Source organism: Streptomyces sp. NPDC091412 (genome assembly GCF_044756885.1).
Taxonomy (GTDB): Bacteria; Actinomycetota; Actinomycetes; order Streptomycetales; family Streptomycetaceae; genus Streptomyces.
Genome location: NZ_JBIVTV010000014.1, coordinates 82,289 through 96,104, shown reverse-complemented (window position 1 = coordinate 96,104; position 13,816 = coordinate 82,289). Strand labels below are relative to the sequence as shown.

The 13,816-nt window shown below is 73.9% G+C and carries 10 protein-coding genes and 1 pseudogene; 1 reads left to right on the top strand and 10 read right to left on the bottom strand.

Features of this window, described 5'->3' with window-relative positions:
- Positions 1-155: 155 nt before the first annotated feature.
- The 7 genes from ACIQMV_RS28175 to ACIQMV_RS28145 form a co-directional block, all read right to left on the bottom strand.
- Positions 156-1,520: an NAD(P)/FAD-dependent oxidoreductase gene (locus ACIQMV_RS28175; RefSeq protein WP_402596182.1), complete on the bottom strand. Its 1,365-nt coding sequence runs from the start codon at positions 1,518-1,520 to the stop codon at positions 156-158.
- 302 nt (positions 1,521-1,822) lie between these two features.
- Positions 1,823-3,592 carry a PP2C family protein-serine/threonine phosphatase gene (locus tag ACIQMV_RS28170; protein WP_402596181.1) on the bottom strand — a complete coding sequence of 590 codons (1,770 nt, stop codon included), beginning with the start codon at positions 3,590-3,592 and terminating at the stop codon, positions 1,823-1,825.
- Positions 3,589-4,656, bottom strand: a complete 1,068-nt coding sequence (locus ACIQMV_RS28165) for a SpoIIE family protein phosphatase (RefSeq protein WP_402596180.1) — start codon at positions 4,654-4,656, stop codon at positions 3,589-3,591. Before ACIQMV_RS28165 ends, ACIQMV_RS28170 begins: the two co-directional genes overlap by 4 nt.
- Entirely contained in the window at positions 4,656-5,096 is a 441-nt protein-coding gene (locus ACIQMV_RS28160) for an anti-sigma regulatory factor (RefSeq protein WP_402596179.1), read from the bottom strand. The genes ACIQMV_RS28165 and ACIQMV_RS28160 overlap by 1 nt, the downstream gene beginning before the upstream one ends.
- Positions 5,096-5,515, bottom strand: coding sequence for an STAS domain-containing protein (locus tag ACIQMV_RS28155; RefSeq protein WP_402596178.1), 420 nt, complete (start codon positions 5,513-5,515; stop codon positions 5,096-5,098). Before ACIQMV_RS28155 ends, ACIQMV_RS28160 begins: the two co-directional genes overlap by 1 nt.
- Positions 5,512-6,411: an STAS domain-containing protein gene (locus ACIQMV_RS28150; protein ID WP_402596177.1), complete on the bottom strand. Its 900-nt coding sequence runs from the start codon at positions 6,409-6,411 to the stop codon at positions 5,512-5,514. The genes ACIQMV_RS28155 and ACIQMV_RS28150 overlap by 4 nt, the downstream gene beginning before the upstream one ends.
- A 183-nt stretch (positions 6,412-6,594) precedes the next feature.
- Positions 6,595-6,744, bottom strand: a complete 150-nt coding sequence (locus ACIQMV_RS28145; protein ID WP_402596246.1) for a hypothetical protein — start codon at positions 6,742-6,744, stop codon at positions 6,595-6,597.
- Here ACIQMV_RS28145 and ACIQMV_RS28140 point away from each other — a divergent pair.
- Positions 6,674-7,085, top strand: a pseudogene (locus tag ACIQMV_RS28140) (MarR family transcriptional regulator); the annotation flags it as partial. The gene ACIQMV_RS28145 and the pseudogene ACIQMV_RS28140 overlap by 71 nt on opposite strands.
- Positions 7,086-7,143: 58 nt before the next feature.
- On the opposite strand, the gene ACIQMV_RS28135 reads toward ACIQMV_RS28140, so the two are convergent.
- From ACIQMV_RS28135 to ACIQMV_RS28125, 3 genes are all read right to left on the bottom strand, one after another.
- Complete coding sequence (locus tag ACIQMV_RS28135) at positions 7,144-7,530, bottom strand: STAS domain-containing protein (RefSeq protein WP_141364477.1); 387 nt, start codon at positions 7,528-7,530, stop codon at positions 7,144-7,146.
- A 193-nt stretch (positions 7,531-7,723) separates the two neighbouring features.
- Complete coding sequence (locus tag ACIQMV_RS28130) at positions 7,724-10,165, bottom strand: SpoIIE family protein phosphatase (protein ID WP_402596176.1); 2,442 nt, start codon at positions 10,163-10,165, stop codon at positions 7,724-7,726.
- A gap of 97 nt (positions 10,166-10,262) precedes the next feature.
- Positions 10,263-13,816: HAMP domain-containing protein (locus tag ACIQMV_RS28125; protein ID WP_402596175.1), on the bottom strand; the 3,554-nt coding region annotated here is incomplete at its 5' end.

The window sequence follows — 13,816 nt, the reverse complement described above, 5'->3', positions numbered from 1 at the left end:
CGACCGGACCGGCCTCTGTGCTGCTCCCACGCCGCCGCACCCTCCCGTTTCCCGTCCCCGTCTCCCGTCATGATCCGCCCGACCAGCATGGCATGTCACGGCCGGACCGCCCTTCGCGGCCCAGGTCGTACCGGCGGGAGAGGCGCCGCGGGGCGTCACACCTGCCGGGGGCCGGCCCGCTCGACGTGCTCCCGCACCTGCTCGGGCGTCATGTACGCGTCGGTGTACTCGAAGTCCTTCAGCTTGGCGGGCTTGCGGGCCTGGAATCCGGTGCGGACGAAATCGTCCCCGGCGACCGCGTTCAGCAGCCAGTTGATCGCGACCCTGGTCTTGGCGACGTTGGTGCGCAGCGCCCCGAGGTGGTAGCCGCGGGCCACGGCCTGGGCCGGGACGCCCCGCAGTTCCACGCCGAGGGGCTTGGAGACTGCGTCCGCGCCGCCGAGGTCGACGACGAGACCGAGGTCTTTGTGCTCGTACGGCCGCAGGGGCTGCCCGCGCAGCGTCGCGATGACGTTCTCCGCGACCCGCCGGCCCTGCCGTGTGGCGTGCTGCGCGGTCGGCGGGCACACCGCGCCGCCGCCCTTGGCCAGGTCGGGTACGGCGGCCGAGTCCCCGAGCGCGAACACCCCGTCGTGGCCGGGCAGGCACATCTCGGCGGTCACCGCGAGCCGGCCCCTGACCGTCTCCGCGCCGAGGGTCGCGATGAGCGGGCTGGCCACCACGCCGGCGGTCCAGATCAGGGTGCGGGTCGGCACCACCCGGCCGTCGGTGAAGGTGACCTCCTCCGGTCCGGCCTTGGCGATGGACACCCCGAGCGAGATCTCGACGCCCCGGCGGCCCAGCACCTCCTGGGCGCTGCGGCCCAGCTTGTCGCCCAGCTCCGGCATCAGCTTCGGCGCGATGTCGATCAGGTGCCACTTGATCAGCGCTGGGTTCAGCCGCGGGTAGCGCTTGACGGCGGCGTGCGTCAGCCGTTGCAGGCACGCCGCGGTCTCGGTGCCGGCGTATCCGCCGCCGACCACCACGAACTGGAGCCGCGAGGCGCGCTCGGCCGGGTCCTCGCTGGCGTCGGCGAGATCCAGCTGGGTGATGACGTGGTCGCGGATGTAGGCGGCCTCCGCCAGCGTCTTCATGCCGAAGGCGTGGTCCAGGAGCCCCGGGATGTCGAACGTCCGGGTGACGCTGCCGGGGGCCAGTACCAGGTAGTCGTACGGCTCGTCGACGACGCGGTCGGTGAGCGTGCGGACGACGCACACCTTGGCCCTCAGGTCCACGCCGACGGCTCCGCCCGGGATGATCCGGGTGCGGTACTTCCTGCTGCGGCGCAGGGAGATGGCGACCGACTGGGGTGTCAGCACCCCGGAGGCCACCTGAGGCAGCAGCGGCAGATACAGCTGGTAGGACCGCGGCGTCACCAGGGTGATGTCCGCCTCGCCGGGGGAGAGCCTGCGCTCCAGGCGGCGGACGCACGCCACACCGGCGAAGCCTGCGCCGACCACCAGGATCCTGGGTCGTGTCACGATGTTTCATCCCTTCTGCGGGGCTCCGGGCGGCTGCATCGACGTCCTTGCGTCTGCCCGTGGACGGCTGCTTCGCACCTCACTGATCCATCGGGTCCGTCGAGTCCGTCGAGCACAACGATGCCCCCACCGGGCCATGTGCGCACCGGACGCCGCCGTCCCCGCCGTCCGGTACGCGGCCGCACGGCAGGGGCCGCCTCGGCGGGTTCCCGGGATCCGGTGCCGTACCGGAAGCGCTCACGGGCAGCCGGAGGGCCCGTTCGTCCCGGCGGCCGTGTGCGGGGTGGCCGCGCCGCGCGGCGCTACCGCAGGTGGTCAGCGCCCGCCGGGACCCGGCCCGGCTCCCCGCCGGCCGCGCGGTCGATGTGGCAGAGCAGGAGACAGACGTCGTCGTCGCGTTCGGAGTCGCTCAGCAGCGGGCCCAGGATGCGGTCCGCCGAGCCGTCCAGGTCGGTGTCCAGGCCGGCCGGGTCGAACGCCTCGAGGGCGGCGGCGAGGCGGTCGATGCCGGGGTCGATGCCCCGTGCCCGGCGCTCCACGAGACCGTCCGTGTACAGCGCCAGGGTCGCGCCGGGGGAGAGGCGCACCGTGTGGTCCTCGATCTCCTGCCTCAGCGGGATGCCGAGCATCGCGCCCGGCTTGGCGTCGAGGACGCGCACCCGGCCGTCCGGCAGCCGCAGCACGGGCGGCGGATGGCCCGCGGCGGCCCAGGTGACGGTGGGGTCGTCCGGGCTGAACCGGGCGATCACCGCCGTCGCGAACAGGTCGGGCTGGAGATGGTGCAGGAACACGTGCAGCCGGGTCAGCAGCCGGCCGGGGCTGCCGCCGTCCACGGCGTAGGCGCGCAGCGCGGTGCGCAGCTGGCTCATCATCACGGCCGCGTGCAGCCCGTGCCCGGTGACGTCCCCGATGACGGTGATCAGGCTCCCGTCGGGCTGCCGGAAGGCGTCGTACCAGTCCCCGCCGATGTTCAGCCCGTGCGTGGCCGGCAGATAGCGCGCGGCCAGGCGCAGGCCCGGCGTGGTGGGCAGCTCGGTGAGCAGCGCGCGCTGCAACGTCTCGGCGATGTCGCGGTTGTGCTCGAAGCGGCGCGCGTTGTCGAGGGCGACGCTGGCCCGCCGGGCCAGCTCGATCAGCATGACCGCGTCGTCGGGGTCCCAGCGGGCGCCGGGCGGCGACAGGGTCAGCACACCGAGCGGTGCCCGCCGCGCGAGCAGCGGGACGCACAGCAGGGGCCGGCCGGGGTTCAGCGCGGACGGCGGCTGGTCGTCGACGCCCGGCAGGTCGCCGGGGTGGTCGGCCGCGTACTGCGGCCGGCCGGTACGGGCCGCGAGCACCGCGGCCGCCGGATGCGGGGCGGACCGGAGCCGCTCGTCCTCGTGGTCGAACAGCCATACGTCGACCCGGTCGGCGTACTGGGGCACGAGCAGGTCCGGCAGCCGCCGCAGGATCTCCTCGTGGTTGAGCGAGGCCGTCAGGAGCGCGCTGGCGTCGGCCAGGAACCTCAGTCTGCGGCGGGCCTCCTCCGCCTCGGTGCGCGCCGCGCGCTCGGCGGCGAACGCCTCCCGCTGAGCCCGCCAGGCGGCGTCCAGATCGGCGTGCAGGGCAAGGACTCCCTGGTTGGTCTGGTGCAGCTCCTCGCGGTGGAAGGCGACCAGTTCCTCCTGCTCCGCGAGTCTCCCCAGGGCCACCGCCGTGTCCTCGTCGGCGCCCAGCAGCGCCTCGGCCAGGAGGGCCGTGTCGTCGGGCACCACGGGGTCCGGCGGCGCGCCGGCCTCCGGGCAGGTCACGGACATCCGCCACGGCGGTTCCCCGTCGTCCCGCGTGCCACCGGCCGGAGCCACGGCGACGTGCAGCGTGCCCGCGTCCTCTTCGGGGGCCGGGGCCCGGGCCCCGAGGCCGACCGTCCAGGTGCCGCCCTCGGTCAGGCACTGCCGCAGGCGGGCGCTGAGGGCCGTGGCCAGACGGACCCGTTCGAGCGGCGGCACCCCGTACGCGGCCGCCGCGCGGACCGCGGCGACACGGGCCCGGGCGGCGTCGGTGACGGTGGTGATCCACAAGGTGTGCGTCATGGGCGATCCGGCGGGGCGGGGGTCAGAACGGCCACGGTGGTGTCGTCCCGGACCGGACGGGCGGAGCTGCTGGCGTCACGCACCGTCACGGCGGCCGTCACCGCGGGGTCGGTCGCCGTGAGCGGACCGGCCGCGCCGGGTGGCGCCCACCGGCTGGGCAGGCCGTCGCTGTGCAGAACGAGCAGGCGGTCGGCCCCCCAGGGCACCTCGGTCTCGGGCAGCGTCGTGGGCCGGTGCACGCCGACGATGCCCGGCCGGGACAGCAGATGACGCCAGGTGCCGCCCTCACGCAGCCGGGCTCCCACGTTGCCGATACCGGCGAAGCGCAGCCGCCCGGCCCGCAGGTCCAGCTGGGCCACGGCGACGGCCGCCCCCCGGGTGCCGCGCAGCGCCGTGTCGAGTCGCCGGAGCAGCTCGGCCGGCGTCAGACGGGCCGAGCGGCGCAGGGTCTCGACCGCCGCCGACGAGGCGCGGGCCGCTTCCCGGCCGTGGCCGAGACCGTCCGCCAGCATGAGGGTCACCCGGTCCTCGGCGCCGGCCCAGGACCAGGCGTCACCCGAGTACTCCGCCGCCGCGAACGGGATGGTGACACCGCCCGCCCATACCGCGGCCGACCGCGGTACGGCCACGGCACGCGGTACGGCGGCGCCCACGCGGGCGAGTGCCACCGTGCCCCGGCCGGGTGCGCTGTGCAGGTGGAACTCGTCGGCCACGCGATGGCAGGCGCCGAGTCCGGCTCCGAGCGACCCGCTGGTGGAGAACCCGTCGCGCCGGGCGGCGGCGACGTCGGCCATGCCGGGACCGTGGTCGACGGCCGCTATCTGCACCACCGGCGCCGGATCGCCGTGCCCGCCCGGGGCACTCGGCGGGGGCACGACCTCGATCAGGAGCCGCCCGCCCTCGGCGTACTTGAGCAGGTTGGTGGCGAGTTCGGTCGCCACCAGCGCCGCGGCGGCGGTGCGGGACTCGCCCAGGCCGGCCAGCGCGGCCGCGTCCTCGGCGGCGACCCGCGCGTCGCGCACCCGGGTCGAGTCGGGCACCGGGACCTCCCAGACGCGCGGCATCAGGGCCCCTCGTACGGCCGCGGCGCCCGGGTCGCCCAGGAGGTGACGGTGACCGTGGTGCCGGCGCCCGGGGTGCTGTCGATCGTGAACTCGTGCACCAGGCGCCGGGCGCCGCCCAGGCCCATGCCCAGACCGTCGCCCGAGGTGTAGCCGTCGCTGAGCGCGCGGTCCAGGTCCGTGATGCCCGGCCCCTCGTCGCTGAACGCCAGCCGGAGCCCGTGCCTGTGCCCGTCGACGACGAGGGCCGCCTCCATCTGCCCGCCCCCGCCGTGCACCAGCGTGTTGCGTGCCAGCTCACTGGCCGCGGTGATCAGCTTCGTCTGGTCGACCAGGCCGAAGCCGAGCCGGGCGGCCGCCTGGCGCACATGCTGCCGTACCCACACCAGATCCATGTCCGACCGGATCGGCAGGCAGGCCTGGACGCCTGCTGCTGTCTCCATCACCGGCTCCCCGTCCGGGCGCCGCCGGGGCGCGGGAGCGCAGTGTGCTCGGTGACGAGCCGCAGGGCGTCCTCGGCGGTGAGCGCGGTGCGCAGTCCGGGCAGCGTCAGACCCAGTTCGACCATGGTGATGGCCACCGCGGGACGCATCCCCGCCACCACGGTCTGCGCGGCCAGCAGCTTGGCGCTGGCCGCGATCTCGGCCAGCACTCGGCCGAGGAAGGAGTCGACGATCTCCACACCGGAGATGTCGATGACCACCCCCGTGGCCGCGTTGTCCGCGATGGCCTCGCCGATGTCCTGCTGGAGCTGTTCGGCGGTGCTGTCGTGCAGATCTCCCTGGAGCGTGACCAGGAGCACGTCGCCGAGTCGGAGCACCGGCACGTGTCCCGTGCCGGGCGTCGGGAAACGGTCGGTCACCGGTCACCCACACCATGCGGTGTCCGGCTCACGATGTCGGCGCCCAGTTGGTGCAGGGCGTGGGCGAGCGCGTCGGCGAGGGTGGCGCGGGTGACGACCGTGCCCAGGTCCAGGCCGAGGTGGACGATGGTCTGGGCGATGGCGGGGCGGATGCCGGAGACCACGCACTCGGCGCCCATCAGCCGGGCGGCCGCCACGGTCTTCATCAGGTGCTGGGCGACCAGCGAGTCGACGGTCGGCACCCCGGTGATGTCGAGGATCGCGTAGCGCGCCTGCTGGTCGACGATCGCCTCGAGCAGTGTCTCCATGACGACCTGGCTGCGGGCGCTGTCGAGCGTTCCGATCAGGGGCACCGCGACGATGCCGTCCCACAGCTTGATGACCGGAGTGGCCACCTCCAGCAGCTGGAGCCGCTGGCGGTCGATGAGGGCCTGTCCCTCGCTGAGCGCCGTCTGCATCACCACGAGGCGCAGGGTGCCCGTCAGGACCGTCAGGACGCCGGCGCACTCCCGCAGATGCTCCGCCGGGGCGTCGGCGAGCTCGGCAGTCAGCAGCTCCACCGCGGGCGGCCGCAGGGCGTCCACGTCCCGAGAGACCTCCGAGGCGGTCAGACCGGTCCTGCCGCGCGCGGCGCCCATCCGCGCCAACTGCTCGCGCACCAGCAGGAAACCGTGGGCGTCCGGGTCGGACACCCGCTCGGAGGCGGCCACCTCGGCCAGGGCGTCGACGACGGCGCGGCCCGCCTCCACCGCCTCGTCCCGGGAGACGGTGAACACGGTCCGGAAGAGCGGCTCCTCGGCCCACCGCTGGGCGATCTGCTCCCTGCGGCGGCGCAGGAAGTCCGCGACCTCGTGCGCCGGCGATCCGTGCTGTGCTGCCGCTGCCTGCTCCGGCACCTGCTCAACTCCTCATCCGCGTTGCACCGTTGCGAGTCCGCCCCCGGGCGGCACGGCGGTGCGACCGTTGCCGGGCGACAACTGTAACCACAGGCCGACTTCGCACGACACGGCGTCCTGACGGCGCGGCCCGGGCCCCGAAATCGGCCGGGACGGGCCACCGGGGCGAGCCGACAGCCCGCGTCAATCCTGCGAGAGTCCCGGCGTGACGTCCTCCCGCCCGCCGGGCGAGGTGGCGCGCGCGACCTCCACGGCGGCCGAGCTGCTGGAGATCCTGTGGGGCCGCGCGTCCACTGCGCCCCTCTCCGCCGCCCGGCTCAGGGTGCTGCTCATCCTGGAACACGACGAAGGCATCAACCTGCGCACCCTCGCCGGAGCCCTGGGCTCCCCACCGCCGTCCACGAGCAGGCTCCGCGACCGGGCTGGAGGCGGGGGGCTTCGTACGGCGGCAGGTGGCCGCCACCAGCCGCCGGGAGGGGGAACTGCGCCTCAGCCGCCGCGGCCGGGCGCTCCTGGCCGACGTGCGTGCGCGCCGGGAGACGGAGCTGCGGTCCGTGCTGCAGCGGATGCCGACGTGCCGGCGGACGGCGCCGCTGACCGGGCTCGAGGGGTTCTGCGCGGCCGCGTCGGCACTGATCCACGACGGCGGCGCGGCGGGCGACGCCCGCACGGCCCGACACCGCGCCCGTACGCGCTCCGCGCTCCCGGCGCTCCCCACGCCTGCCGACGCGCTCACGTCGCCTCCGGCTCCTCCGGCTGCCGGTCCACCAGGGCCAGCGCCTCCTCGGCGGTCCGCGAGACCGGCACCGTGATGCTGACCCCCGTGAGATCGAGGATCCGCAGCACCGCCGGGGCCGGGGCGATGATGTGCACGCTGCCCGCCCGCTCCCGGGCCTCCTGGTACACCCGCAGGATGATGTTCATCCCCGAGGAGTCCATGAAGGGGACGGCGGACAGCTCCAGCAGGAAGTGCCGTCGGCCGTGGTGGAGCTGGTTGGCCAGATGGGCCTGCAACTCGGTCGCGGTGTCGACGTCCAGGTAACCCTCGACCGTGAGCAGGGCGACATCCTCCCGGGGCAGGGTGACCTCCACGGACAGCGGGTTGTGGGCAAGGGGCACGGATACCTCCAACGGGTGCTGACGGCCGGCCAGTGGCGGCTACCCCCGTCGACGCCTTCGACGCACACCGGTCGTGCACCGGCGACGTGATCCATTTCGCATCACCGGCGACGGGCGGCTCCCCGCACTGCGCCTCCGCGCCTACCCCTGAACGGTGCCGCCATGCGTCGGAGCGGGCAGCGACCGCTCGCCGTCAGGCGACCCGGATGCCCACGATGCACGTGTCGTCGTCCGTGTCCGACCTGCTGTAGGTCAGCAGCCGGTCCAGCTGCTGGTCCAGGGGCCCGGGCGCCGAACGGACCGTGGTCAGCAGATGGCTGAGCGACTCCTCCACGGAGCGGTCCCGGCGCTCGATCAGACCGTCGGTGTACATCAACAGCGTGTCCTGCGGCGCGAACCGAAGCTCGGCCTCCTCGTACGCCGCCTCCGCCACCGCGCCCAGCAGCATGCCCCGGACCAGGGGCAGCGGCGCCGCCTCCGCGCCGCGGACCAGCACAGGCGGCAGATGCCCCGCCCGGGCCCAGCGCAGGGTGCGCCGCCGGGGGTCGTACAGGGCGCAGACCGCGGTGGCGGTGACGGCACCGGTCAGATGGTGCGCCACGATGTTGAGCCACGACAGCAGCTGGCCGGGCCCGGCCCCGGTCACGGCCAGGCCCCGCAGCGCGTTGCGCAGCACCACCATGCTGGTGGCCGCCTCGATGCCGTGGCCGGCGACGTCGCCGACGCACAGCAGCACGAGCCCGGAGGGCAGCACCACGGCGTCGTACCAGTCGCCGCCCACCAACTGCTCGGTCTCCGCCGGCCGGTAGCGCACCGCGACCTCCAGCCCGCTCACCCGCAGCGGCGCCCGGGTCGGCGGCATGATGGCGTGCTGCAACTGGAGCGTCAGCCGGTTGCGCTCGGTCGCCTGCTGCTCGGTGTGCGCGAGCTGGTCGCGCGTGGCGGCGAGCGCGACCTCCGTCCAGTGCTGCGCGGAGACGTCCTGGTAGGCGCCGCGCACCACGAACAGCCGCCCGTCGGTGTCCAGGACCGGCTCGGCCACCACCCGGATGTGCCGCGTCACCCCGTCGGGCCGCTGGAGTCGGAAGGCCGCGGAGGCCGGGTGGCGGTGGTGCAGCAGCGTGCGCAGGAACCGCCCGATCGCCACGGCGTCGTCCGGGTGGGCGTGCACGGGCAGCTCCTCCAACGGCACCGGGGTGCTCGACGGGGCGCGGCCGTAGAGGCCGAACAGCTGGTCGTTCCAGGTGATCTCGCCCGTCAGCAGGTTCTCCTCGAAGCCGCCGATGCGGCCGAGGCGCTGCGCGTGCTGGAGCAGGCTCGCCAGCCGTGCCGTCTCGTCCTCGATGCGCCATATCAGCAGCACGCTGCCGCCGTGCCGGCTGATGCTGATGTCCGCCACCGCCGACAGCGGCACCTGGTCGACCAGCGCCGTCAGATGCATCCGGTGCGCCCGGTACACCTCACCCGTGGCGTACACCCGCTCCACCCGCTGGAACAGCTCGCTCTTCCCGGCGGCCATGGGAAAGGCCTCCAGGAGCAGCGCGCCGTTGACCACGGCCCGCGGCCGGCCCGCCGGATCCAGGAAGCGGCTGTTGACGTGCTGGATGCGGAAGTCCACCAGCTGCCCGTCGCCGTCGACGTGCGGGACCAGCACCAGGGCCGGGTCGTGCAGTCCGTCGGCCAGGTCCATCAGCTCGGCGGTGTCCGGCAGCACCCGCGGTTCCCGTCCCGCGTCCTGGCCCGGCGTGGACGTCTCCAGGGTGTGCGCGCACAGTTCGGCGAGGGCCTCCACCTGCCGTACGACCTGGGGTGGCTGCGGCTCCAGCGGTCCGGGCCAGGCGATCTCCAGCACCCCGTGGATCCGGCCGCCGGTGCCGGCGGGCACCGCCACCCGGCCCCCGTCCGGGTGCAGGTGCCGCCCGATGGTGGGCAGTCCGGTCGTGGCGAGCGAGGTGAACCACTGGCCGGTGCGTTCGGTGAGTCCACGGCGGGCCACGGTGGCGACCTCCGGCGGCACATAGCGCCACCGGGTGGCCTCCGCCGGGGAGAAACCGGCGCTGCCCGACAGGGCCAGCGAGCCGTCGGCGCCCGCCGCCCAGACCGCCACAGCCACCGCGCCCAGCGGGCGCAGCGCGTGCTCCAGCAGCGAGTCGGCGACGGCCTGGGTGTCGTCCGCCGCCAGTGCCCCGCTCTCCGCGGCCCGCAGCCGCACGGCCGAGTCGCGCTCCGCCGCCCTCTCAGCGGCGGCCAGGAAGGCGTCGGTGACCTCGGAGACGCGGTCGCGGGCGGCCTGGTTGATGACCTCCACCGCGAACTCCAGCGGCGTCACCCGGGCCTGCCCGGCCAGCTCGGCGAGCTGCCGGGCGGCCTGCGCCGGACCGCAGCCCAGCCGTTCCACCAGGATGCCCTTGGCGAGTTCGATCAGGGCCCGGCCCTCGGCCTCCGCCTGCGCGGCGCGCACTTCGCGGCGCAGCCGCTCCACAGTGGCGGCCAGCCGCCCCACGGGGGACGTGGGGGAGGCCCACGTGGGATCGGCCGGTGCCGGGCCGTCGGCGGGCGGCTGCGCCCCCGACGCGGACGGCTCCGGAACCGGCCCGGCGCCGGCCGGATCGCGCTGCTGCTCGGACGTGCTCACGATGGACAAGCTCCTCGGCTGAACGGCGCTGGGGTGCGGGAGGTGCCGCTGCGGACCGGGCCCGCCCCGCCGCTGCGCGGGGCGGGCACCGACGCGCTCACGCGGACAGCCAGTGCCGGACGCAGGCGATGAGGTCGTCCGTGTCGACGGGCTTGGTGACGTAGTCGCTCGCCCCGGACGCCAGTGACTTCTCCCGGTCCCCGGGCATCGCCTTCGCGGTGACGGCGATGATCGGCAGCTCGGCGTACTGCGGCAGCCTGCGGATCTCGGACGTCGCGGTGTAGCCGTCCATCTCCGGCATCATCACGTCCATCAGGACGAGCGCGACGTCGGGGTTGCCGACCAGCGTCTCGATGCCCTTGCGCCCGTTCTCCGCGTGCAGCACCCGGAAGCCGTGCAGCTCCAGGATCCCGCTCAGCGCGAACAGGTTGCGCGCGTCGTCGTCGACGACGAGGACGGTACGGCCCGAGAAGGCACCGTCGACGGGTGGCGCGAGGTCCTGCGGCTCGTCGGCCCGCACCAGGGACAGCACGTCCCCGGGTTCCTCGGCCGACAGGTGCAGGGCGACGCGCTCGCGCAACTCGTCGAGGCTGGAGAGGAATTCGAGCGATCCGTCGTCCCCGCGCGAGCGCAGCGCCTCTGCCCGGGCCACGTCCGGACGCCGACCGCTGTGCACGAGCACCGGTACGCCCGCCAGCGCCGAGTCGCCCTGGAGCGCCCGGAGGAACCGGGACGCCTCCCGCTCGGGCATGTCCAGGTCGAGGACGACGCAGTGGCACGGCTCGGCGGCCAGCGCCCCCGCCGCCTCCTGCGCCCCCATGGCGGTGATGACGTCCACGGTGGGCAGCGCGCCCGCGTCGTCGGCGCTGTGCCGGACCACGTCCGCGACCACGCTCTCGGCCACCAGGGTCAGCAGCCCGCGGGAACGCTCCTCGACGACCAGCAGCCGCCGCCTGCGCGGCCCGTCGCCGCCCGAGTGCGCCCGCCCGGCCTCCCGGTCCGCCGCGGCGGCCGGCACCAGCTCGGCCGGGGCCTTCTGCGGGGTCCTGCCGCCGCCCAGCACCTGCTCGAAGTCGGGGCGGGCCACCGGCAGGAAGAGCGTGAACGTGCTGCCCCGGCCGGGCACGCTGTCCACGGCGACGGCACCGCCGAGCAGATGCGCGATCTCCCGCGTGATGGACAGCCCGAGGCCGGTCCCGCCGTACTTGCGGCTGGTGGTGCCGTCCGCCTGCTGGAAGGCGCCGAAGATCGTCTCCAGGTGCTGTTCCGGGATGCCGATGCCGGTGTCCCTGACCCGGAAGGCCACGACCGCGCCGCCCCGCACGACGCCTCCGGGCACCTCGTCGTCCGCGGCCGGTTCGATGCACAGCTCGACGCCGCCCTGCTCGGTGAACTTCACCGCGTTGGACAGCAGGTTGCGCAGGATCTGCCGCAGCCGTGAGTCGTCGGTGAGCAGGTCCGCGGGCGCGCCCGCCGCGGTGGTGACCGCGAAGTGAAGGCCCTTCTGCGTCGTCATCGGCTGGAAGGTGGCCTCGACGTAGTCGATGAGCTGGCGCAGCGACACCCGCTCCGGGGTGACGTCCATCTTGCCCGCCTCGACCTTCGACAGGTCCAGGATGTCGTTGATCAGCTGGAGCAGGTCACTGCCCGCGGAGTGGATGATCCCCGCGTACTCGACCTGCTTCGGGGTGAGGTTGCGCGAGGGGTTCTGGGCGAGCAGCTGGGCGAGGATGAGCAGGCTGTTGAGCGGGGTGCGCAGCTCGTGGCTCATGTTCGCCAGGAACTCCGACTTGTACTTGGAGGCCAGCGACAACTGCTGGGCGCGGGCCTCCAGTTCCTGCCGGGCCTGCTCGATCTGGAGGTTCTTCGCCTCGATGTCGCGGTTTTGCTCCGCCAGCAGCGAGGCCTTGTCCTCCAGTTCGGCGTTGGAGCGCTGGAGCTCGTCCTGCTGGGACTGCAACTCGGCCGAGCGGGCCTGGAGTTCGGCCGTCAGCCGCTGGGACTCGTCGAGCAGCTCGTCCGTGCGGGCGTTGGCCACGATGGTGTTGACGTTGACCCCGAGGGCCTCGCGCAACTGCTCCAGGAAGTCCCGGTGGACCGGAGTGAACGCGGTGACCGACGCCAGCTCGATGACGCCGAGGACCTGGTCCTCGAACAGGATCGGCAACAGGATCAGCGCGGTCGGCACCGCCTGGCCGAGTCCGGAGGAGATGGTGACGTACCCCGCCGGCAGTTCGCCGACCGTGATGGTACGGCGGCTGCGCGCGGCCTGGCCGACCAGTGAGCGGCCGAAGGAGAACCGGGTGGGCCGGTCGTCGTCGGGCCTGCCGTAGGAGCCGACGAGCCGCAGCTCGGGGCCGCGCTCGCCGTCCTCGGCCAGATAGAAGGCGCCGTACTGGGCCGACACCAGCGGTGTCAGCTCATCCATGATCAGCTCGGCCACGACCGGCAGGTCGCGGTGCCCCTGCATCAGGCTGGTGATCCGCGCCAGGTTGGACTTGAGCCAGTCCTGCTCCTGGTTGGCCCGGGTGGTCTCGCGCAGGGACTCCACCATGGAGTTGATGTTGTCCTTGAGTTCGGCGACCTCGCCGGAGGCCTCCACGGTGATCGAGCGGGTCAGGTCGCCCTCCGCCACGGCGCTGGCCACCGCGCCGATCGCCCGCACCTGCCGGGTCAGGTTGCCGGCCAGCTCGTTGACGTTCTCCGTGAGCCGCTTCCAGGTGCCCGAGACGCCCTCGACCTCGGCCTGTCCGCCGAGGCGTCCCTCGGTGCCGACCTCGCGGGCGACGCGGGTGACCTCGTCGGCGAAGGCGGAGAGGGTGTCGACCATCGTGTTGATGGTCGTCTTCAGCTCCAGGATCTCGCCGCGCGCGTCGACGTCGATCTTCTTCGACAGGTCGCCCCTTGCCACCGCGGTCGTCACCAGCGCGATGTTGCGCACCTGACCGGTGAGGTTGTTCGCCATCGAGTTGACGTTGTCGGTCAGGTCCTTCCAGGTGCCCGCGACGTTGGGCACGTGTGCCTGTCCGCCGAGGCGTCCCTCGGTGCCGACCTCGCGGGCGACGCGGGTGACCTCGTCGGCGAACGCGGACAGGGTGTCGACCATCGTGTTGATCACGTCGGCCAGGGCCGCGACCTCGCCCTCGGCCTCGACCGTGATCTTGCGGGACAGATCGCCGCGGGCCACGGCGGTGGCGACCTGGGCGATCGAGCGGACCTGCCCGGTCAGGTTGGACGCCATCACGTTGACGTTGTCGGTGAGGTCCTTCCACGTCCCGGAGACGCCCTGGACGTCGGCCTGTCCGCCGAGGCGCCCTTCCGTGCCGACCTCCCGGGCGACGCGGGTGACCTCGTCGGCGAAGGCGGAGAGCTGGTCGACCATCGTGTTGATGGTGTTCTTGAGTTCGAGGATCTCGCCGCGGGCGTCGACGGTGATCTTCTGGGAGAGGTCGCCCTCGGCGACCGCCGTCGCCACCTGGGCGACGTTGCGGACCTGGGCGGTGAGGTTGCCCGCCATGAAGTTGACGGAGTCGGTCAGATCCCGCCAGGTGCCCTTGACGCCCTGGACGTCGGCCTGTCCGCCGAGGCGCCCTTCCGTGCCGACCTCCCGGGCGACGCGGGTGACCTCGTCGGCGAAGGCGGAGAGCTGGT

Coding starts and splice junctions, on each gene's coding strand:
- ACIQMV_RS28165 (WP_402596180.1), bottom strand. CDS start 4,656: ATGCCGCGCGTCTGGGAGGTCCCGGTGCCCGACTCGACCCGGGTGCGC.
- ACIQMV_RS28145 (WP_402596246.1), bottom strand. CDS start 6,744: ATGAGCAGCACCCTGAGCCGGGCGGCGGAGAGGGGCGCAGTGGACGCG.
- ACIQMV_RS28160 (WP_402596179.1), bottom strand. CDS start 5,096: ATGGAGACAGCAGCAGGCGTCCAGGCCTGCCTGCCGATCCGGTCGGAC.
- ACIQMV_RS28170 (WP_402596181.1), bottom strand. CDS start 3,592: ATGACGCACACCTTGTGGATCACCACCGTCACCGACGCCGCCCGGGCC.